Annotated in this window: 14 protein-coding genes; 3 read left to right on the top strand and 11 right to left on the bottom strand. The window is 68.2% G+C overall.

Annotation, left to right across the window (positions count from 1 at the left end):
* Positions 1-22 precede the first annotated feature (22 nt).
* The 3 genes from DES47_RS17085 (at position 23) to DES47_RS17075 (ending at position 1,070) form a co-directional block, all read left to right on the top strand.
* Entirely contained in the window at positions 23-232 is a 210-nt protein-coding gene (locus tag DES47_RS17085; RefSeq protein WP_341800629.1) for a heavy-metal-associated domain-containing protein, read from the top strand.
* Positions 232-603, top strand: a complete 372-nt coding sequence (locus DES47_RS17080; RefSeq protein WP_133701933.1) for a hypothetical protein — start codon at positions 232-234, stop codon at positions 601-603. Before DES47_RS17085 ends, DES47_RS17080 begins: the two co-directional genes overlap by 1 nt.
* Positions 604-836: 233 nt before the next feature.
* Positions 837-1,070, top strand: a complete 234-nt coding sequence (locus tag DES47_RS17075; protein WP_133701932.1) for a hypothetical protein — start codon at positions 837-839, stop codon at positions 1,068-1,070.
* Between the two features lie 13 nt (positions 1,071-1,083).
* Here the strand turns inward: DES47_RS17075 and DES47_RS28765 are convergent, their stop codons facing one another.
* The 11 genes from DES47_RS28765 to DES47_RS17025 form a co-directional block, all read right to left on the bottom strand.
* Positions 1,084-1,260: a hypothetical protein gene (locus DES47_RS28765; protein ID WP_166652044.1), complete on the bottom strand. Its 177-nt coding sequence runs from the start codon at positions 1,258-1,260 to the stop codon at positions 1,084-1,086.
* A gap of 118 nt (positions 1,261-1,378) precedes the next feature.
* Positions 1,379-1,978, bottom strand: a complete 600-nt coding sequence (locus DES47_RS17070) for a DVUA0089 family protein (protein WP_166652043.1) — start codon at positions 1,976-1,978, stop codon at positions 1,379-1,381.
* Positions 1,979-2,007: 29 nt separating this feature from the next.
* Complete coding sequence (locus tag DES47_RS17065; RefSeq protein ID WP_133701930.1) at positions 2,008-3,687, bottom strand: alkaline phosphatase D family protein; 1,680 nt, start codon at positions 3,685-3,687, stop codon at positions 2,008-2,010.
* A 143-nt stretch (positions 3,688-3,830) separates the two neighbouring features.
* Positions 3,831-4,829 (bottom strand): cupin-like domain-containing protein, encoded by a 999-nt coding sequence (locus tag DES47_RS17060; RefSeq protein ID WP_133701929.1) that lies wholly within the window; start codon positions 4,827-4,829, stop codon positions 3,831-3,833.
* A 6-nt stretch (positions 4,830-4,835) separates the two neighbouring features.
* The gene (locus DES47_RS17055) at positions 4,836-5,480 is read right to left on the bottom strand and encodes a hypothetical protein (RefSeq protein ID WP_133701928.1); all 645 of its coding nucleotides are present in this window, start codon (positions 5,478-5,480) and stop codon (positions 4,836-4,838) included.
* Between the two features lie 9 nt (positions 5,481-5,489).
* A complete protein-coding gene (locus DES47_RS17050; RefSeq protein ID WP_133701927.1) occupies positions 5,490-7,325 on the bottom strand; it encodes a putative porin in 1,836 nt (611 codons plus the stop codon).
* A 35-nt stretch (positions 7,326-7,360) separates the two neighbouring features.
* Positions 7,361-8,074, bottom strand: coding sequence for a TonB C-terminal domain-containing protein (locus DES47_RS17045; protein WP_133701926.1), 714 nt, complete (start codon positions 8,072-8,074; stop codon positions 7,361-7,363).
* Positions 8,075-8,077: 3 nt separating this feature from the next.
* The gene (locus tag DES47_RS17040) at positions 8,078-8,479 is read right to left on the bottom strand and encodes an ExbD/TolR family protein (RefSeq protein ID WP_133701925.1); all 402 of its coding nucleotides are present in this window, start codon (positions 8,477-8,479) and stop codon (positions 8,078-8,080) included.
* A 269-nt stretch (positions 8,480-8,748) separates the two neighbouring features.
* Entirely contained in the window at positions 8,749-9,162 is a 414-nt protein-coding gene (locus DES47_RS17035) for an ExbD/TolR family protein (RefSeq protein ID WP_133701924.1), read from the bottom strand.
* Positions 9,163-9,186: 24 nt separating this feature from the next.
* The gene (locus DES47_RS17030) at positions 9,187-10,878 is read right to left on the bottom strand and encodes a DUF2341 domain-containing protein (RefSeq protein WP_133701923.1); all 1,692 of its coding nucleotides are present in this window, start codon (positions 10,876-10,878) and stop codon (positions 9,187-9,189) included.
* Between the two features lie 53 nt (positions 10,879-10,931).
* The gene (locus DES47_RS17025; RefSeq protein ID WP_133701922.1) at positions 10,932-22,157 is read right to left on the bottom strand and encodes a filamentous hemagglutinin family protein; all 11,226 of its coding nucleotides are present in this window, start codon (positions 22,155-22,157) and stop codon (positions 10,932-10,934) included.
* Between the last annotated feature and the right edge of the window lie 5 nt (positions 22,158-22,162).

The following is a 22,162-nucleotide window of genomic DNA, read 5'->3' as shown; positions in this document are numbered from 1 at the left end:
CTTCTGAAACGGAGTTACGACCATGATGATCACATTTGAAGTCAAGGACATGAGCTGCGGCCACTGCGTGGGCGCCATTACCAAGGCCTTGCAGGCCGTGGACGCCGGCGCCCATGTGCAGATCGACCTGGCCACGCACCGCGTGCAGGTCGAGCCGGTCACGGCCGATGCGGCGCAGCTCGGCGAGGCCATTGCGGAAGCCGGCTATACGCCCGTGCGGGTGCAGGCCTGATGAACAGCCCCCTGATCTGCGCCGGCCTGGGCCTGCTGGCCCTGGGAACCGCCCATGCCGAGCTGGTGGACATCCGCTGGAATGACGCAGGCCGCTTTGAGTACCAGGCGCAGATCGCGCCGGCCAAGTTCGCCGAGGTCTGCGGCAAGCTGGGCAAGGGCCAACGGGTGGACTGGTCCTTCAGGGCCGAGCGCCCGACCCAGTTCAACATCCACTACCACGAGAGCAAGCAGGTGGTCTATCCGGCCAAGGTGGACGGTGCCAGCGCCGCCGAAGGTCAGTTGAATCCGGCGCTGGATCAGGACTTTTGCTGGATGTGGAGCAACAAGACCGACAAGCCGATTGCGCTCACTTTGACGCTGCAGCGCTGAGTTTTATTCACAGTGTTCGTTTGCAGCATTTTCAGCGCCAGAACACGTGTAAATAATGTGCTTGCCCCCTGCTCTGAGGGGATGCGCCAGGCAGGTACCCTCCCTACACTGCCCTCAGCCTTGCGGCCGGTATCGCCGCAAGGCCTTCGCCAGCCGGGCCGACCCTTCCGTGTCGTCCGTGCGGGCTCAGCCCGGCCATCGGGCACAGACAACAAAAGAGGGAGTACGTCGTCATGTGGATACCTGCAAGCCTGTATGAGAAGCTGCCGCACATTTATCTGGCCATCAGCCTGCTGACCTTCATGAACCTGGGCCTCAAGGGCCTGGGCGGCTTCTGCGCCATGCTGCTGGCACTGGCCGCGCTGCGCATCTACACCTGGCGGCGCAATTACCGTCAGGACAGCCGGCAGGCCCCCAGCCGCTTCAGCCGTTATGACGAGGACGTGACACGCCCGGCCTCGCTGTAACGCGAGACACCGGTCAGGCCTGCGCCGTGCTGGCGCGGGCCAGTGCGGCGGCATGCTGATGCTTCAACGCGTGCAGCTCATCGAGCAGGTGTGGCAGGCCGGTCCACTTGCCGGTGTCGGCCAGACGCTGCTTCAACTCCTCGCGCAACTGCTTGTGGCGGGCGGCGATCTGGGTGCTGTCGGTGAACATGGAGGGCTCCGGTTGGGTTGATCGAGCCGGATGATCTCCAATCGGTGTGACAGCAATACGGCAATACCTGCAGGCAGCCATCCAGCGTGATCTTGATCACGCTGGATGGCGCATCGGCTCAGACGCCGCGCCGACGAAACGCCGCCAGTGCGAGGCCACCGGCCAGCAAGGCCCAGCTTGCGGGCTCGGGCACCGGCGCGGCCTGTGTCACCCCCGTCAGGTGCAGGCTCCAGAAGCCACCCTTCTGGTCGTTGGTGTTCGGGTTGTTGCTGGGCTGGATCCAGTCGGCCAGGGCCACCGGCGGCTGGCCGCCGAAGGCAAAGCCGGCCGCCAGCGTTGTGCCATTGGCATAGTTGGGTGATGCCGCCAGGGTCACCAGATAGTGACCCGCGCTCATGGCGGAGAACTGGATGCCGGCGTCGAACGACCCCTGACCCGCGCCGATGCTGTCATCGTCGTCCACCTCGCTGAGCAGCGCGTAGCCGTCGGCCGTCTTGGCCCAGACGGCGATGACAGGGTCGAAGTTCAGGCCCGACTGCCAGGAATCGGTCCAGACCTTGACGCCGGTGCTGTCTGCATCCAGATCGAAGCCCAGCTGTATCAGATTGGTGTTGTAGATGGCCTGGCCGGAGAAATGGAAGTCCGCGGCCTGTGCGCTCAGCGCGCCAACAGTCAACGCGGCCAGGGGAAGACCCCGGAAGAATTTAGCGAATTTCATATCTGACTCCAATGTCGTGAGGGGCTGCATCAGGGCGCCAGCGGCGGCGGATTGGCGCGGCCCGGGGTCTGCACCGAGGGCGCCAGCCGGTTCGTGCCGTCCAGCACCTCGAAGGCCGCGGCAAAGGTCTGCACATTGCTGAGGCTGGCGACCGTGTCGACGTTCCAGAACTCGCAGACGCAGCGGCTGGCGTTGGCGTCGATCAGCATGTAGCCGCGGCGGTGCAGATCGATGTACTTGAGGTGCGGGTTGGCGGGCTTGAGGCTGTTGGCCACCGCACCGCTGGGGTCATTGACGCCGGGCGAGCTGATCGAGGTGCCGACGAACTCGACCGCCCGCGAACCCTGGCCGCTGGCCTTGTCATAGCCTCCGGTGGCGAGGTTGGGGTTGTTCGGATCCTGCGTCAGATCGGCGGCCCAGGCGCTGTGGATGTCGCCGGTCAGCACCACCACATTGTTCACCGGCGCCTGGCCGTTGCCGCCCTTGAGCACCTCATAGACGCGGTCGCGGGCCGGCTGGTAGCCGTCCCACTGGTCGGAGTTGAGGAACACACCGCCGCCGGCCGACAGCGGCGCACCCTGCACCTTGAGGTGAGCGAACATCACGCCCTGCCCCAGCAGCTTCCACTTTGCGGTGCTGCCGCGCAGCTTATTGAACAGCCAGGTCTCCTGATCGGCGCCGAGCAATTGGCGTGTCGGGTCGGCATAGGCACCGCTCTGAACGAAGTAGCCCGACGGGTGGCCGATGTTGGTGCCCAGCTGCTCCGATCGGCCGCTAAGCCGCTGCTCCAGCATGATCAGGTCGACCAGATTGCCGATGGCAAAGCTGCGGTTGTTGCGCTGCGGATTTGCGGTATCCGGCACGCGCACCGGCATCCACTCGTAATAGGCCTGCAGGGCCGCGGCCACGCGCGCCGGCCAGGTGCCTTCGGTGCCGGGCTGGTGATTCTCGGCGCCATCTTTCCAGGCGTTGTTGGCGGTCTCGTGGTCATCCCAGATGGCGACCAGCGGATGCTGGCGGTGCATCTCCTGCGAGTCGGGGTCGCGCTTGTATTGGGCGTGGCGGGCGCGGTAGTCGGCCAGGGTGACGATCTCGGTGGCCGGCTCGCAGGCCCGCACATTGCCGTACTGGCCCGAGCCGTATTCGTAGATGTAGTCGCCCAGATGGACGACCATGTCGAGGTCGCCGCGCTCGGCGATGCGGCGATAGGCATTGAAATAGCCGTAGGCGAAGTTCGAGCAGCTCACCACCGCCATGCGCAGGCTGGGCGTGGCACCCACCGGCAGGGTCTTGGTGCGGCCCACCGGTGACTGCGAACCATCGACGGCGAAGCGGTAGTAATAGGTCGTATTGGGCTCGAGGCGGGCGACATCGATCTTGACCGTGAAGTCGCGCTCGATATTGGTCTTGACCCGGCCGCTGGCGGCGATCTGCGTGAAGGCCGGATCCCTGGCGACAACATAGTCCACCACCTGCGCGCTGCGGCCATTGGTGGGCGACACGCGGGTCCACAGGATCACGCGGTCGGACAGCGGGTCGCCGCTGGCCACACCATGCTGGAACAGCGCATTCAGCGCCACCGCGGCCTGGCCGGTCAGCGGCAGCAAGGGGGTGGCGGCGATGGCGACCGCGGCCGAGCCGGAATGCTTGAAGAAGTCGCGGCGATTGCCGCCGCTGCGCGCGGGTTTGACTTGTGTGGGGCGACCCATGGTGTGTCCTTGCCGGGTGGTTGGCGCCGATCTGGCGAAAGCGGGAAATGCCGCTGGCTTGCATGCCGTCGCCGACTCTAGGCAGCCCCTATGACCGCCGCGTGATGGTGGCCCCCAGGCCGTTCGGCAGGGGGGCCGCCTGCTCAGGCCACCGGAAAGTCGACGAAGCCGTTGGCCACGCCGCTCAGATTGGTGAAGCTCAGGCTGATGCTCGGGCTCAGGCCGCTGACGTGATGCCACCAGCCGGCCGGGATGAACAGCAGGTCGCCCGGCCCGACCTCGATCTCGACCGCCGTCGTGCGGGCGAACTGCGGATAGGTGTCGGGTTGCGGCGCCAGCAGATCCACCTCCGAATAGACATGCAGTTCGTTGTGCATGTATGGTGCTTGCAGCGCCGGAATCAGCCGGAAGCGCTTGCGGCCATGGATCTGCACGAACAGGTTGTGCGTCAGGTCGTGGTGCAGCGGCGTGATCACGCCCGACGGGCCTATCCACAGGTGCGTGCCGCCCTGGGCGCGCAGGTCCAGATAGCCATCGCCGAGATTGGCGGTGTCGCGCAGCAGCGCGCCCAGCGCGGTGTTGCGCAGGGCCAGGTTGTTGGCCGTCAGGTAGAAGTTGTTGGAGGCCCTGGTCTGCTCGACCATGGCGATGAAGTCGCCAAATGCCAGCTCGCGCTTGTGTCGGGCGCTGTTGGACTCGTAGCGCGGATCCTGCTCGCGGTCGAACTGGATTTCCACCGGGGTCGCGGCCGGCACCTGCTCCAGCAGGCTGCGGGGGGTCCAGTGGCGCGCCGCCCAGTGCTCGATCGCGCCGCTGAACAGGCCGACCCGGCTGGGCACAAAGTAGCGGCGCAGGAACTCGGCATAGGGTGGCAGCGGCTGGCGCTCGACCCGCAGATAGCCGGGGTCCTGGCGCTGCAAACCGTCCAGCGTCTTCAGCAGCGACTCGCGCCGCTCCAGCTTGGCCTTCAGCGTGCGTGCCACGGCCAGATAGGGGTGCTGCTGGGCCAGGGTCAGCTCTTGCTGGGCCAACTCGGCGGGCACGCCGGCCTGCACCAGGGCGGCCTGCACGGTGTCGATGCTGCAGCCGGCGAGCAGATTGGTGGCCAGCCAGACCTGGAAGTGTGCGGGCAATGCGTCCACGGCCGTTCAGCGCACCAGCCGCTGCAGATCCAGCTGCGAGCGCAGTTGCTCGGCCTCGTTCTCCAGCCGCACCGCCGCCAGGCCGAACAGGGGATCGGCGGCGGCCGCGCGGTCATAGGGCGTGCGCTTGCGCAGATGCTCGATCAGCGTCAGACCCACGGCATAGATCTGCTGGTTCTTGGCCTCGGCCTCGGCCAACAGCTTGGTGCTGCGCTCCAACAAGGCGGTGAGGCTCAGGTTGACGCGGGTGCGCTCATCGACCAGCGCCTGCAGCACGCGGCCCTGCTGCTGCAGCGACAGCGCCTGTTTCTCGTTGGCCTCGGCAGCGGCCTGCGCCTCGGCGGTCTGACGCTTTTGCGCGTCCAGCTCGGCCTGCAGCCGCGCCAGCTCCTGCTGCGCCTGCTTCAGCTCGGCCTGCAAGGCCTGGCCCTGGCTGCGCGCGCGCTGGGCCTGCTGAGCCAGCAGCTCCTTCTCCTTGCTGAGAGCGGCCTTCTCGCTCTGCAGGCCGGCCTGGTTGTCCTGCGCGGCCTTCAGCGCCGCCTGTGTGCGGCGCAGCGCCTCGCGCTCACGCGAAGTGCGGTTGGCATCCTGCTGGGCCAGCGCGGGCAGGGCCAGCAGCGCAATGCAAAGGGCGAGCACAAGCTTCTTCATGGCCATCTCCTAGAACCTGGCATTGACGTCGATCTGTATCACCTCGACCTTCAGCGGCGCGCTGCTCAGATTGCCGCTGATCGAGCGCGGGTCGCTGGGCACGGCCAGGAAGCGGTAGCCGTCGTCCAGATTGCGCGTGCTGGTCCAGCGCAGGCCGATCGAGGTGTTGCGGTCGAGGAAGTAGGCGCCGCCGATCGACCAGCCCTTGTAATTGGTGCCGCCGCCATGCCAGGTGGTGTCGGTCAGGCCGTCGATCCAGGCGTCGCGCTCGAACAGCCGGTAGGCGGCGAAGGCATTCCAGTCGCCCTTCTCGGCCAGGTGGCGCGAGCCGAAGAGGACCCGCGCCTGGTAGCCGTTGACCTTGTCGGTGAGCATGTCCACCGCGCTGGTGCCGGCACGCTTGCGGATGTCGGCCAGGTCGAAGCCGCTGTTGTGCACATAGTCCAGCACCAGGCCCACCTGCAAGGGGTCGAAGTGGTTCAGCGTCAGACCCGCCGTCACATTGATCGGCCGGAACTTCGAGGCCAGCCCCCAGACCGGCGCGCCGGTGCTGGTCGGGTCATTGAGGTTGATCAGGGTATTGCCCTTCAGGCGCAGGCCGGCGGGGTACTGGCTGCTCTGATAGGCCACCGTGCCGGCACGCGGGCCGGTCGGCGCCGGGCCGGTTTCGCGTACGCCCTGCACATTCTGGAAGTCATAGACGGCGACGCCGACGCGCAACTGGGTCTTGTCCATCACCGCCCAGTCGGCGCCGACCTGGGCACCGTACAACCACTTGTCGGACTTGCTCAGCTCGAACTCCTGCAGCGGGAAGGCACCGAAGGTGGCGAAGGCATAGAGGCCCGAGGCCAGATTGCGCTCGGCGCGAACTGCCACCCCGTCCAGCGACAGATCGTCAGGCCAGATCAGGTCCGAGCCATAGAAGGGGTTGGCCATGCGGCCGCCCTCGAAGCGCAGGTCATGGCGCGGCTCCCAGCGCAGCCAGGCGCGATCCAGCGCGAAGCTGTAGCGGTCGAAGCCGCTACCCAGTGTCTGCGTCGCCGAGACGGCACGGCTGGAGGTGCTAAGGCGCAGCCCACCGGACACGTCTTCACTGACCTTGGCGTTGACGCCCAGCCTTGCGCGCAGGCTCAGGCGTTGCCGGCTGTGCTGGGTATTGGTCAGATCAGGAGCCCAGGCCGGCGAACTGACCTGGTTGCGGTAGACCTCGGCCGGCAGATTGCCCTGGTCGAAGATATCGCCCTGGGCGCGCACCCGCACATCGCCGTCGATGCTGATGCCGCGCAGCCAGTTCGGGAACTTGCGCGCATCGGCCCAGTTCTCGGCCCGTGCGGTGGCCAGCACATCGAGCTTGATGTCCTCGCGGATCTGCGCCTTCAAGGTCTCGGGGATGTAGGGCACGCGCACCACGCCATTGGAGGTGGTGGCCACACCGGCGGCGGCAGTGGCGGCGAGTGGCCGGCCCCAGGCACTGGCGGGATCGGTCGCGGCCGCGGCCGCAGCCGCAGCCGCAGCCGCAGCCGCAGCCGGTGCCTGGGCCACAGCCGCCGGCCTGGGCGCGGCCTGGCGCAGCATCGCCTCGGCACGCTCGCGGTTGAGCAGGCCCTGGTCCACCAGCGCCTGTATCAGCGACGTGGTGGTGGCACGCAACTGCTCCAGCTCGGCGCGCTCGTTCGAGGGCGGTGCGGGGGCCGGCTCGGCGATCAGCTTGGCCGCCAGCGCGGTCAGTTGCCTGGCCAGCTCGGTGCGCTCATCGGCATGGGCAGAGCCGGCGCCAAGCAGGCCCGCAGCGATAGCGGCGCTCAGCAAGCTCAGGCGTGGTCGTCGTTCAAGAGTCGGGAGCATGGCGATATTCGTTCGGGAAGATGGATAGGAATGACTCAGGTCGCCGGCCGCACACTGAGGCGAAAGCGCATCGGCAGGGTCAGGTGAGGCGGCGGCGGCAGCTTGAACAGGCGGGAGGTTTCGCTGAGGGCGGCCTGCATCTCGGCATCGGCCTTGGCGTCGCCGCTGGGCAGCAGTTCGAAGCGCTGGATCGCGCCGTCGGCCGCCAGCCAGATGCTGAACGTCGCCGTCAGCTGGGCCGACTCGCTTTTAAGCCGCTTCTCGATCTCGTCGCGCAGCAGCTGGCGGGCGTTGTTGGCATAGAGGCGCTCCTGGGCACGGTCGGCCGGCGTACCGCCTGCAGCCGGCGCGCCGGTATTGGGCGTGCCGCCCTGGTACTCGCTTTTCACATTGCCTGCGGCAAAGGCGCTGAGGCCGTCACCGGCCGCACCTTCCATCTTCAACGGCTCGTTGGCGGCCTTGGGAGCCTCCGGCTTGGGCGGCTCGTCGCGCATGGCCTGCTTGGGCTCGTCCTTGGGCGGCTCGGGCTTCTTTTCTTCCTTTGGCGGCGGCGGTGGGGGCGGTGGTGTGTCGGGCAGGATGCTGATCTTGGCGGTTTGGCGCTTGTGGCCGGTGTCGCCCGAGCCCAGGCCGCGCAGCCAGATCGCCAGGGCGGCGACCAGGGCGATCACCACGAGTGCGATCACGGCACGCAGCAGCCATTGCTGCTTGCTGACCGGCTGCAGGGAGTCTTCGGCGAGGGCGGACATGGCTCAGCTGCCGATCTTGGCCGTGATCAGGCCCATATTGACCTGCAGCTTGTTGCACAGGTCCACCACCGCGACGATGCTGGCGTACTGCGCCTTCGCATGGCCCTTGATCGCCACCGACATCTGCGCATCGGCCGCCTTGGCCGCCAGCAGCTGCGCCTCGAGTTCCTCGATGCTCAGGCCCACGCCATTGAGCAGCAGTTGGCCACCAGGCATTACCTGGACGATGCGCAGATCGTGCTTTTCGGTGCTGGGCTTGTTGGACGGCTTGGGCATGCTGATCGTCAGGCCCTGCACCGAGGCCGTGGTCATCAGGATGAAGACGACCAGCAGCACATAGGCCAGGTCCAGCATGGGCGTGACGTTGATGGTGTCGAAGGGCTTGGCTTCGGTGTTGATTTGCATATCAGTTCTCCACCGCGCTTTGTGCGACGCTAGACATATGAAGTGTGTAGCGGCAGGGACGAGGGCGCGCCGGCCGCTGCGGGCTGAAGCCTTGCCCGGCCCTGGAAGGCCCGGACTCCGGCTTCCTTATGCCCGCTGCGACCGGCCCGCCCTCGCCCCTGCTGTCACGGGTGCGCCAGCTCGCCCACGCGCAGAGCTCGCGCCGTGATCTGGGTCGGCGGCCACTACCGCAGCCGCAGAGGGGGTGTGGGGGGCGTTTCATTTGGGCCTCACTGCGGCGTGGCGCGTTTGGTGACCAGGCCGATCTCGGTGATGTCCAGCTTCTTGGCCACCTCCAGCACCTGCATCACGCCCTCGTACTGGGCGGCAGCGTCGGCCTTCAGCACCACCGGCAGGGCCGGGTTGGCCGACTTGTACTGGGCCAGGGTGGTGCTCAGCTGCTCCAGGGTGACCGGATAGGCGTCGAGGAACATCGCACCATCGGCGGTGATGGTGATGGCCCGCGTCTGCGGCCGGGCCAGGTTGTTGGCCGCCTCGGTGATGGGCGCCTGGACCTTCACGCCCTGCACCGAGGCGGTGGTCAGGATGATGAACACCACCAGCAGCACATAGGCCAGGTCCAGCATCGGCGTGACGTTGATCTCGTCGAAGGGCTGGTTGTCTTCTTTGATATCGGCGGACATGGCGGTGGCTCAGGTGGTTCCGATTCAGGGCGCGCCGTAGATCTCGGCCACGCGGGTGGTGAACTCATCGACAAAGATCTGCATGTCGGCCGAGATGTTCTTGATGCGCGCAGCCAGGTAGTTGTAGGCAAACAGCGCCGGTATCGCGACGGCAAGACCTGCCACCGTGGCCAGCAGCGCGGCGGCAATGCCGGGGGCGATGGCGTTGACGTTGACGTCACCGGCCGCGGCGATCGCGGCAAAGGTGATCATCACGCCAAGCACCGTGCCCAGCAGGCCGATAAAGGGGCCGCCCGAGATGGCGATCGTCAGCAGCACCATATGCGAGTTGAGCCGGTGGCTCTCGCGCACCAGGTCGGCATCAACGGCCGCGCGCACCGCGCTCAGCGAGGCACCCGACAGGGCCTTGGCACCGGCCTCGCCAACCTTGCGCTTGGCCAGCTCGCGCACACCGGCGGTGTAGAGCCGGAACAAAGGCGAGTTCGGATGGGCGCCGCCCTGCTCCAGGGTCAGCAGGTCATGGGTGGCCCCGCGAAAACGGCCAAGAAAGCTTCGGTTGGCCTTGTCGGCCCGGCCCACGAACTGAGCCTTGCTGACGATCACCCAGGTGGCCACCACGAACATCAGCGCCAGCACGATGATCACGACCCAGGCGTCGGTGGTCAGGTTCTTGATCAGCACGTCAAAGTGGCCGGCCTCCCCTCCCTCGGCGGCGTCGGCGTTCTCCCGCAGCGAGGCGACCAGCTTGCTCTGTGCGCCCTGCGCACCGGCGGCCACGAGCAGCCACTCGGCGCTGCGCGCCGTGTTGGCAATCAGCAGCGCATCGGCCTGCCCTTTCAGGCCCTCGCCCAGGCGCAGTTCGCCGGCCAGGGCCGGGGTGGCCAGCTCCGCCTGGTCGGCTGCCACGCCGTTGATATAGAGCTGGGCCTTGCCGGCGCCCAGGGTCAGAGCCAGCTGGGTCCAGGCATTCGGCGCCAGGCCGCCACCGATCAGCTCGGTCTTGCCCACGCGCACGCCGACCTTGCCGGCCGCCAGCCTGACCATCAGCGGGCCCCACTGCAACACGGTGCCGCTGTTGACGAACTCGGGCTTGACCCACAGGCTGATTGTCACCGCGCCACCGGCCTCGACCTTGAGCTTGTCGTTGCCGGGCCAGACGATGGCCGTGCCATCCAGCCGGGCGCTGGCGGCCAACAGGCCGTTGGCGTCGATCGTCACCGGGGCAGAGGCCTTCAGTCCGGCCCGGGCATCAACGCCCTGGGACTCCTTGTCGCTGAACTGGATGGCCGCCAGGGTGGCCGCATCATGAGCGCCGGCCTCGGCGGCCTCCGCACCGGCCTTGGGATTGCCGGCATAGACGTAGATCGCGTTCTTTTCGCTGCCCGGTGCCACCACCGGCACCTGCACCCACAGCACGGCGAGTTCGTTGATGCCGTCGAAGCGCTCGACGCTGAACTTCAGCGGCGTCTTGTCGTCACCGGCCAGCAGGCGCAGATCGCTGCCGTCCTCCTTGGCCGCAGCGAAGTCGAAGTTGCCCGAGTGCAGGCGCACCGCGACGCTGACGCTGCTGGCCGGCTCCTTGGTTTCCAGGCCCTGAGCCGAGGTGTTCAGGGTGATGCGGGTGCGCTGCGTCCAGTCCTTGTTCCACCAGGCGTGGGCGGCGCTGGGCAACAGGGAGGCGGCGGCGATGGCAAGGGAGAGGAGTACGTGTCGCATGGGGAGGTGTCTGGGAAAGGACGTCATGTTTGCAGCGCTTTGTTGCAGCCGTATCAGTTGCCGGTGCCAAAGCCAAGGAAATCGAGCAGCAGGGTGCGACGCGCGCGCTTCTTGCGGCGCTCGTCGTCCTCCTCCTTGGCCGTGGACGGGCCGGCGGCGGTGGGCGCCAGTGGCAAGGCGCCCGGTGCCACGACCGCGGCAGGTGTGACGGTGGGTGGTGGACCGCCAGCGGCCGCGCCACCCACCTGGATGTCAATCGCGTTGACGAAGCGCACCGCACCGAAGAACGCGTTGCCCTGCGAGCGAATGCCAGCCTCGCCGGCATTGATCTCGCCGGCCGGGGCATAGAGGTCGAGGTCGCTGTCGGCATCGAGCACGGCAATGCCGCTGCCGCTGAACGAGCCCGAGGTGTCGAACACCAGGCGGCCCTGGTCGTCCAGGCGCAGCACCGGGGCCGGGGCGCCGGTCACCGTCTTGGCGCCGCGGCCCGCATCGATATTGCCTACCGATGACCAGAGCAGCACATTGCCCTTCTTCAAGGTGAACACGCGGGATTGGTTGACCTCGAAGTCGTTCCTCACCACGGCCGAGACATCGCCGCCATTGACGGTGACGATGCCCAGATCACTGGCCTTCTTCGGAATGCCGGTGGAGGCAATCTCGCCGGCATTGATGCCCCCGCCCGGCGCCATCAGCGCAATGTCGGCCTGCTGCAGCGTCTTGACCTGGCTGGTGGGCATGCGGATATCGCCCTTGGGCCGCTGGCCATCGGCATCAAGCGGGAACAGCAGCTCGATGGCGCGGTAGCCACGCGCATAGGCAGCCGTGCGAGCCTCGCCATCGCTGCTGGCGGCGGCACGGCCGGCGGCGCGCAGCTCCTGCACCAGCACCTGGTTCAGCCAGACCATCTGGCGTGCGACCGGCAGTGTCTCGAAGGCCGCGATGGCATCAACATCGCTGATGCCGCCGGCGGCCAGGCCGCGTACATAGTCGCCCAGCGCCTGCCGTTGCTGAGGCGTCGCCAGTGCCGCGACCAAGCCATTGCGCTGCGCTTGCGGCAGCCGTGCGAAGGCCCCTGCCAGCACCGGTCCGACGGCCACGCGCTGCTGCTCCGCGGGCATGGCCGCGAAGGCGGCCAGCGCCTGGGATTGGCTCAGCTCAGGCTTGTCGGCCGTGCGTGGCAGGGCCTGCACATAGCCGGCCACGGCCCGGTTGTAGTCGGCCTCTCCAAGCAGCGCTTTCAGGCGCTGCAGTTGATCGGCTGCCGACAAGGCCTTGAACTCCCGTGCCGCACTGCTGCCCGGCGCGGCCGCTGCATCGGCCTGGCCGGCGAGCAAGGCATAGAGCGCATCAGAGCGATCCGTCAGGCCCGAACCACCGAGCACGTGGAAGCCCTTCGCCGAAGCCTGGGCATAGTCGCTGGCGTCGCCGCGATAGCCGGCCACCAGCGTGATGCCCGCAGCCCCCTCGGGTAGCAGGGTGCTGTTGTTGATATTGCCCACCGTCACCACGCCGCGGCTGACGCCCAGGTCGATGTGGCGGCCGGCCAGCAGCAGCAGTTCGCCGGGGCCGGCGACCTCGACGCCGCCGACCGCGCTGGTCTGACTCAGCAGCACATCGCGGCCGGCCTGGATCTGGGTCAACTCGCGCAGCGGCAGTACCGCGGACTTGCCGTCGGCGCCAGGCTGCGAGGCCTGATGCTGGACTGTGACCCCACCTTCGAGCAGGCGCACGTCCTGGCCCGCACTGATATGGACTGGACGGGCCGAGCTGATGCCGCCCGCAACGACCACATCGCCTTGCTCGGCAGCCAGGCGGACAGGCTCGCGGCCACTGCTGTCCAGTCCGTCGGCGCTGGCCATGCGCCCGTTCTCCAGCGCCTCGACCAAGGCCGCGCGATCCGGCACGGCGATGCCCGGCGCGCCGCCGGTGGCATTGACCTGCAGGCTGGCCAGCCGCACATCATGGCGCGCCACGGCCTGGAACTGCTGAGAGCCGTCCAGCGTGGGCTGTTGGGCCACGCGACCCTTCAGGGTGATCGAGCCCTCGGGCGCCGCAAAACGTGCCTGGCCGGGCACCACCTCGGTCAGAGTGTCACCGGCGGAACCCACCACGCGCACCTGTTCGGCGTTGCGGTAGTTGATGGAGCCGCCTGCACTCTGCACCAGCAGGCTGGCCCGGCCGTCGAGCCCGGCAATCACGGTGCCCTCGCCGCTGTCATTGCGCACACCAGAGTTGGACAGGGCCAGGCCTGCGCTGCGCACGCTGGCCAGGTCCAGATCGCGCCTGGCCTGCACACGGATCTCGGTGTTCTGGTACATCAGCTGCGTGCCAGGATCGCGCTCGGAGCTGAGCGTCTGATCGGCACGCACATCGCGGCCGGCGAACACGTCCAGCGTGGCGCCACCGGCGTAAAGGGCACCATTGACCACATCGCGGCCGGCCTGAACCCGGAGCGAGTCGCCGCCGAACTGGCGCGTCGAGGCGACGATGCCGGTGGTCTTGTCGGCAGGCACGACCCAACCGCTGGTGGCGGTGGCGGCCTGCAGGTTGACCAAGTCGCGGCCGGCCTGCACCGAGATCTGACCACCGCCAAAGGTGGCCAGGCCCTGCTGGAACAGGTCGTAGCGCGACCACCAGGCCTGGGTGTTCTCGCCTCCGCTGCGCCACCACCAGTCGGTCTGATGGCTTTGCGTGGCCGCGACCATGCCGGGCCCGCGCACATCGCGCCCGGCGCGCAGGCTGATGGCTCCACCGCCGCTAAGGAAAGGGCTGCCGCTGCCGGGAACAATTTCCGCAGCCAAGGGACCGAGGTTCACCGGCAGCTTGACGTCAGGGAAAGGTGCCTCCGGCGTTGGCGTTGGCGTTGGCGTAGGCGTTGGCGTTGGCGTTGGCGTTGGAGTCGGTACATCACCGGCCACAGGCGGAAGCGTGTTCTTGGTCGTCTCGTTGCCATTACCTGCGGACGGCTGATTCGCCGTTCCGTCGGGCAACTCAGTCAGGACCAAGGGCTTGCCTTGAGGGGGCGAATTCGCACCCGACGACGAGCCAAGAGTCAACGGCGGTGATGGCGGAAGGTGATCCCTGCTGGTCTCATTGCCGTTGCCTATCGAAGGCGAACTGGGCGTTGGCGTTGGCGTCAACGGTGGCGGCGGAGGCAAGTTGTCCCTGGTCGTCGCTGCGCCATTCCCCGCAGAGGGATGCGTGGGCGTGGGCGTGGGCGTAGGCGTAGGCGTAGGCGTAGGCGTAGGCGTAGGCGTAGGCGTAGGCGTAGGCGTCGGCGTCGGCGTGGGCGTGGGCGTGGGCGTCGAAGGCCCTTGAACCGGTGGCAGCTTGTCCTTGGTCGACTCCGAACCGTTCCCCAGAGACGGGACCTCGGTGCCGTCCTCAGCCAAGGTGCTGACTCGCAATCGGAGTGGTTCCCAAGCGACTGACGCGTTTGAACCACTCACAGCCGGTGTCCTGGTGAGAGCCGGCGCGATCGGCGATGCTGGAGGTAACTTGGTCTTGGTCGTCTCGTTGCCATTTCCGGACGACGGCACTCCGGGTGTCGGCGTCGGCGTCGGCGTCGGCGTCGGTGTCGGTGTCGGCCCGACGGGGCCGGTGGGTGCCGGTGGTGGCAGAGCACTACCAGTGTCCGGTCCATTGCCCGGGGAGGGCTGGGTCGGTGTCGGTGTCGGTGTCGGTGTCGGTGTCGGTGTCGGTGTCGGTGTCGGTGTCGGCGTCGGCGTCGGCGTCGGCGTCGGCGTCGGCGTCGGCGTCGGCGTCGGCGTCGGCGTCGGCCCGACGGGCCGGGTGGGTGCCGGAGGTGGCAGAGCACTACCAGTGTCCGGTCCATTGCCCGGGGAGGGCTGAGTCGGCGTCGGCGTCGGCGTCGGCGTCGGCGTCGGTGTCGGTGTCGGTGTCGGTGTCGGTGTCGGCACCAACGGCGGCGAAGACGGCAACTTATCCTTCGTCGTATCGTTGCCATTGCCCGCCGAAGGAGATGTGGGCGTGGGCGTAGGCGTAGGCGTAGGCGTAGGCGTAGGCGTTGGCGTTGGCGTTGGCGTTGGCGTTGGCGTTGGCGTTGGCGTTGGCGTTGGCGTTGGCGTTTCGCCATCACGGATCTCGACGACGTTGTCATACACGCGCACCGCTTCCACGTCGATGCGGGCCACGCCCTTCAAGGTCGACTGGATGGCGGCAATCTTGACATCCGAGCCTTCGTGCTTCTTGCCATCCAGATCGGTGCGCGGTGCACGCAGCAGCAAGGTGCCGGTTGCCGCACCTGCGCCCGTGGGTGACAGGTCGATCACCGCGTCGAGCAGGCGCAGTTCGCCCTCGACGGTGTTCAGGCTGATGCGGCCGGCGCTGCCGTTGCTGGTCGTGTTGCGCGCCAGCAGTTCAGCGCCATCGCGCAGTTCCACATCACCCTTGGCCGCCAGCTCGATCACGCCGCCACTGGCGCCGCTGGCATCAAGCCGTCCCTTGATCAGCAGGCCGCCGCCATCGGCGGTCAGCGAGATCTCCTGCGCACGCAGAGTCGTGCCACTGTCCAGCACCAGGTCGCCCTGGCGGCTGCGCAGCGACAGGCCGCCCAGGAAATTGTCGCTGGCACTGGCGGCCAGGGTATTGGCCAATGTGCCCACGCTCAAGGGCTTGCCGCTATCGAGCGCGAAGCGTGCACCGCGCGCCGGATTCGTTGCCGTGCCAAGCAATTGGCCGTCAAGTTCGACGAGCCCGGCAGGCGCAATCAGGCTCACCAGTCCGGCGTCACCTTGGCCGCTGGCCGACGCTTCGACGCGTGCGCCCGTCTTGACGTTGACATCGCCATGGGCGCTGCTGGCCACGATGGTGCCGCCCGGCAGGTCGATACCGATGCCGGCCACGGTGCGCGTCAAACCGTTGACCTTGGTCACCGAGCCGGTCTCGAAGACAACGCCGTCGCTCGTTGCCGCTCCGATGGCATTCAGGGCGAGCTTGCCGCCGGCCAGATCGATCGTGCCACCCTGGCTGACGCTGCTACCGGTGAGTGTGAGCTGAGCGCCCGCCAGCGCCGAGGTCTTGGGCGCGGTGGCCGCGCCACGCAGTATCTCCAGCCGTCCCTGGCTGACCACGTTGATGTCGGCAACAGCCGCAGCGCTCAGGCTCGGCGCCGTCAGGCTCACGTTGCCGGCCGCCTTGAACTGGCCGCTGCCCGACAGCAGCATGGCGCTGTCCGCGTGAAGATCCACCGTCCGGGCTGTCCAGGCCTGCGCGCCCGCGGCCAAGGTGAGGCTACCCTGACCGGCCGCGCCGGTGCCCAGGACGGCAATCTCCAGCGAACCGGCATTGGTCGTGCCAACGCTCTCGGCCGAGAGGCCGGTGGTGTTGGTCAATGTGACCTGGCCCGCCTTGACGCTTGCAAGCGTGTCGCTGCCCTGCACACGCAGTTCGGGAGAGTCCAGCACCAGTCTGGCCTGCTGGGCCGAGCCCAGGGCGGCTTTCGCACCGAAATCGATGCTGGAGTAGCTGCGAAGGGTCAGTTCTTGCGCGTCGGCCAGTTGATCGGTCAGGTCTTTCTGCAAGACCAGGGTCTGTGCGTCGCTTGGTGCGCCCGCAGCGCTGCCGACCACGGCGATGCGGCCCGCGCCCATCGTCACATGGCCCGCGCTGAGCTTCAGGTCGGCCGCCAGCCTGGTGCCGCGGGTCGCGTCCAGGGTCAAGGCGCCGCCGCCATCGGGCGTCAGTAGCTTGACGCGCTCGCCCACCACCAGATCGCCCTGGGTGCGGCTGGCGCCGGTGCGCAGCACCTGCGCCTGGTCGGATGCGTTGATGCGCAGCGCGGCGCCATCACCGGCGAGCTTGACGCCCTCGGTCGCACTCGAACGGCCCAGGCTCGCGGGCAGCGCCTCGATACTGGCGCCATCCTGCAGTTGCACCTGCTGCTTGCCGGTGAGCAGCAGATCGGCCACCTTCAACTGGGCGTCACTGGCCAGCGTCACGGTGTTGGCACGCACGGTCAGTTCGCTCAGGTCGCTGAGCTTGGCTGGCACAGCACCCAGCACCAGCGTCTGGGCGTTCAGGCCATTGAGCTGGGTCGGATCGAGAGTGAGCACGCCGGGCACGGTGCCGAGATCGGCGCGGCCGACCCGGATATTGTCTGCGGCAAAAAAGGCCTGGCCACCACGGCCCACCGGCTTGCCCTTGACCGCCTGGGTCGCGTCAAACAGCACCTGCCCCTGCAGGCTGGTGCTGTTGGCAGCCACCAGCAAGGCGCCCGCATCGACCGGCAGACGCGGCACGCTGGGCAGCGTCGCGCTGGTGCTGCTGCCCTGGCTGAGTGCGGCAAAGAAGCCGTCGGCACTGGCCAGGCGGATTTCGGTGGCGCGTCGCGCCACGCTGGAACTGCTGACCTGCCAGGTGCCGGCCAAGCTGTCACGGAAACCTGTGTTGGCGTCGCTCAGCACCGCGCCCATCAGCTCGGAGCCATCGGCATTCTTCTGGGCCACACCCAGTTGCAGGGCCGCACCGCTGCTGACCGGCTTGACCAGGAAGGCGCCGTCGAGCACTGCATAGCGGGCCGGCAGCAGCGTGTAGGTACCGGCCGGCAGCGTGCCGCCCGCGCCGACGGTGATCTGGCGTCCGATGCGCGAGGGTGCGCCGGCCAGCGACCTGTCGAAGGGCGCGGCGCCCTTGACATCGGGCAGCACGGCAAAGGCGCCGTCGGTGCCAGCAAAAACGTCGCTTGACCCGCCGGGCCCGGGAACGAACTGCCAGGCCAGCAGGTCGCCGCCCGCGCTGAGGTCCAGCTCGGCGCCATTGGCCACGTTGACCGCGCCGCTGTCGGCCTTCAGCACCACCGACTTGGCGGCAGGCGCCAGGGCCAGCGTCTGTGCATTCACCGCACCGGGCAGTTTCCAGCTGGTGCCGGTGGTGCTGCCATAGAGCAGGGTCTGCCCGGCCGATGAGACCGAAGTCTCGCTGCCCGCATTCAGGCTCAGCGTGTTGCTCGCATGGAGCTCGACCTGCCCACCAGGAGCACGCAGCACACCGCGCTGCGTGATGTCGGCGGCATTGATGGTCAGGGCGCCACCGGCGCTCAGGGGCTTGTCCAGCGCTGGCTGGCCACCGCTGATAGTGACCTTGCGGCCGGTCGCCTCGATGGCAAAGCGCGTATCGGTCGCCGGATAGACCTGGCCGGCGCTGAGCGTCAGATCGGCGCCGGTCAGCAGAGAACCCGTCAGGCTGCCGTCTAAGGCGCCGCGGCTTTGCAGGCGGATGTCGCCGGTGCTGCTCAGGCTCAGATCGCCGACGCCCTGTGTGGCCAGGCGGCCGTCGAGCACCAGCAGATCGCTCTTGAGCTGCAGATCGGCGGTGCCGCCGCTGGCGGCCGGCAGCTCGCGCGGCTGGCCGCCGGAGGTGCTGGCCAGGCTGCGCTGGTTGCCGACGAACAGGGTCGGCGCGCTCAGCTCGGCGGCAGCGCCACCGGGCATGCTGAGCGCCTGGGTGTCCAGCCGCAGCTCGCGGCCCAACGTCAGGTTCACGCCATCGTCGATGCGCAGCTTCTCCTGAGCCTCCAGGGTGAGTTCAACCACGCCCGATTCGCGCACCGTCTGCGCCGAGATGCTGGCGCGCCCGGTGAGCTGGGCGGGTTTGCCCAGCGCGGCGGGCGTCAGCGCGGCCGTGGTCTGGTCGCGCCCGGCACCGAGCACCAGCTCGCGCAGTGGCGGCAGGCCGGCATCGTCGGACACACGGCCGGCGCCCAGCGTCACCCGCAGGGTGCCGCCGGCGGTCTGCGCATCAGGGCCCTTGGCTTGCAGCGTGCCTTCAAGCAGCATGTCCTGGTTGCCCGCGAAGCTGACGCTGCCGCCAGCTGAGGACACCTGCCGGCGCGAGGTGCTGACGCCGGACTCCCCCTTGACGCTGACGTCCAGAGCAGCGCTGGCGCCGCTGACATCGAAGCGGCTGCCCTGGCTCCAGACCAGGCTGGTGGCGAAACCCGCAGCCGCATTGACGGCAATGCTGCCGCCGGGCAAGACCTGTCCCTGCAGCAGGCCATTGGTGCTGGGCGTTATCAGGGCCGTGCCGGCCACGTCGATGGCGCTGTTCGGCCCCAGCCAGACATAGGTGCTCAGCAGCTCCGACTTGTTGCCCAGCAGGCCCAGCGACACATTGCCGCCCGGCGCCTTGATGCTGCCGTCGAACTCCAGCGTGCCCGCACCGGTGAAGCTCAGGCGTGCCAGCGGGTTCATGTCGAATACCGCGCCGCTGCCCACGCGCAGGCCGCCGTCGGCAATGCCGCGGTCCAGGCCGCTCGAACGCAGCTCCAGATTCACCGGCCGCTGGCGTTCCAAGGGCGACAGGCCGGCGCTGACCAGGTCGCGCGTGGTCGATCCCGTGGCAGCCGTGCGGGCCGAGCCGTCCGCCAGCCAGCTCTGCACATGGGGTTCGATGCGCGTGCCGGCCGCCACATCGAGAAAGCGGCGACCTTCCAGGCTGAAGCTGGCAAAGCCGCCCTGGCTGAAGAAGTCAGCGGACAGGTTCAGATCGGCCGCTGCCGCGTTGCCCTGCGCGGCACCAATGCGCACCGCCTGGGTCGTCAGGCTGAGCGCCCCGCCCTTGCCGATCGAATAGCCGCGCAGCTCGCCGCCCAGCTTGAGCACGCGATCCCTGGGGTCGTCATCGACCGTCGTGCCCGCGCCAGCCGACAGGGTGATCCTGCCCGCATCGCCGCCGCTCACGGCGCCAGCGCTGCTGACAAAGCCGCCGCCCGAGACATCGAGCACCGAGCCCGTGCCCAGTTCCACATTGCGTCGCGAGTCCATGGCAATGCTGCCGCCAGCCACCTGGATGGGGCGCGCGCTGGCGCCATCCACCAAGGCATTGACCCAGCGTCCGCTGACATCGAGCCGCACATTGGAGCCGACCTTGACGTCGCCGCCGTCCAGGTTTCGCAGATTGATGCTGCCGCCGGCCGAGCTCAGATTGGCCTGCACCTCCACCGCGCCGCGGGCCGACAGCAGCTCGATGCCACCGCCGGGGCTCAATGCCAGGTCGGCGCCAGGCTCAACCTTCACAAGGCCGTCGCCGGCCACGCCCAATTTGGAGAAGCCGCCGTCGCTGACCTGCTGTTTCCAAAGCCTGGAGCCGCTGACCAGACTGGCCAGGCTGCCATTCAGCGGGTTGTTCCAGAAGGCTTCGCCGAGCAGGTTTGCGTCCTTGGTCAGGCTGAAGGCCGAGAGCACCGCACCCTGGTAGTTGCCGCTGCCGAAGACAGCCACATGCTTGGCCGCGCCGAGCTGCAGCTGGCCACCGAGGGCAGGCGTGTCGGGGCCGCTGGTCTGGCGGCTGCCCTGCACCACCTGGGCGGCAAGCGCACCCTCCAGCGCGAAGGCGGGCGCCACGACACTCAGCGAGCCGGCGCTGCGGCCTTCGACATAGCCGGATTCGAGGCGCGACGGCGTCACGCTGCCGAACTTGACCACCGGGCCCCAGCGGTCGTACTGGCTGGTGCTCACGCCGGCATCCAGCAGATTCACGTACAGCAGATCCTTCGGCGCGGTATTCAGCGAAAAGACCTGACCGCCGTCGGACACCAGGCTGCTGGGCCGCACCTGCGCCTCGGTGTAGCTGACCTGGCCACCGGACAGGTCGATGCGCGAGCTCTGATGCGCGACCACGGCGCCCTCGGCACGGAGGTTGACGCTGCCACCTGTTGACAAGCGTTCGCCCGCCCCACGCTGCACCGCGCGGCGGTAGCTGCTCAGGTCGCCCAGCACCGGCACCTCGGCGCGCAGGTCGAAATTGATGCGGTTGCGGAACAGCGGCCCAAGCTTCTGCAGCGGCGCATCCTTCAGGTCATTGCTGCCCAGCAGCTCGGAGGTGACGAAGTTGCGCGCCACGCTGAGTTCGGTGTCACGCGTGCCGGCCACGTCGATGCTGGAGCCGGCCTCCAGCACGATGCGGGCGCCTGCATCGAGAGCTTCGAACTTGCCCTCGCTGACGGGGCGCGCGCGATAGTCAGGCGCGCCCGCGCGCAGGTTCACCAGCGCCCCGGGCGCCTGCAGCTTGGCTTGTTGCTGCAGCACAACGCTGCGGCCGGCCAGGTCGACACGCGAGCCGACGAAGGTGGCGTTGTCGTCGGCCGTCAGCAGCTTGCCATCGGGCCCGAAATTGTCGGGCAGCACCTCGGTGACGCTGCCCTGCCCCAGCACCAACTCGCCGCCCAGGGTGGCGCGCTTGTAGCGGTCGTCACCGGGCGAGATCGAGTCGCGCACCGAGTCGGGCGTCTTGCCCTGGGCCAGCAGCAGGATGGAGCCGTTCTGCGCCACGCTGGTGGTGGCGCTGATGCGCCCCGACTGGTTCACCGCCAGGCCCACCAGGGTGGTGTTGCCGCGCGGTGTCGAGATCACGCCGCCGGCCTGGTTCAGCACGCTGCCGCCTGCGTCCGCCAGGGGCTTGCCATCCTTGTCGCGGGCGCTGCCCACCTCGACCAGCAGGCCGCGCAGCGCCGGCACGTTCGGGTTCACCTCGGAGGCATAGAGCGCCTCGGCCGTGGGCAGCTTGAGCTGGATATCGCCCCCGCCGGCCAGCACCACCTGGCCTCCCTTGGACTCGATCAGGCCGGCGTTCTCGACCCGCTTGGCGAACAGGAAGATGCGCCCCCCCTCGGCCGAGCGCAACTCGGCGCCGGGCTCAACACGCACAAAGTGCTTGTCATTGACAAAGGGGGTGGCGTTCGGGTCGTTCGGGTCGTAGGCAAAGGCCGGCGTCGGGCCGGTGATATTGCGTGACAGGCCGGCGTTGAAGTCCTCGTTGCTGAGGTTCAGCGTCGAGGCCACCAGCGAACCCACATCCACCTTGGCGCCGTTGCCGAACAGCACGCCGTTCTGGTTGATCAGGAACAGCTCGCCGCCATTGGTGCTGCGCAGCGAGCCGAAGATCTGCGACGGGTCCTTGCCTATCACCCGGTTCAGCGCGCTGCCGCCGGTCTTGGGCATGTCGAACAGCACGCTGCTGGACCTGCCGATGCTGAAGCTCTCCCACTGATAGATCGCGCGTTGACTCTCTTGGGTCACCACCATATTGGCGCGCGGGTCGGTGTACGACGGCGCACTCGGGCCCTGCCCCTGCACCCGCCAGCCCACTGCCGGCACCGGCAGGGTAGTGGCCGGCACGGCCGGCAGGGCCGGCACCTTGCTCTGGCCCGACACCGCCAGCGGCAATGCCGCGGCCAGCGCCAGCAGCAGCGGGCGCAGCATCAGGCGTGCCCGGTGGCGTTTTGGCTTGCGTTGGCGGTGCTGGGTGGGGCTGGACATGGTGG

The organism is Roseateles toxinivorans (assembly GCF_004362525.1).
GTDB lineage: Bacteria > Pseudomonadota > Gammaproteobacteria > Burkholderiales > Burkholderiaceae_C > Paucibacter > Paucibacter toxinivorans.
Note: the sequence above shows the minus strand (reverse complement) of the source record. Positions and strands in the feature narration are given on the sequence as shown.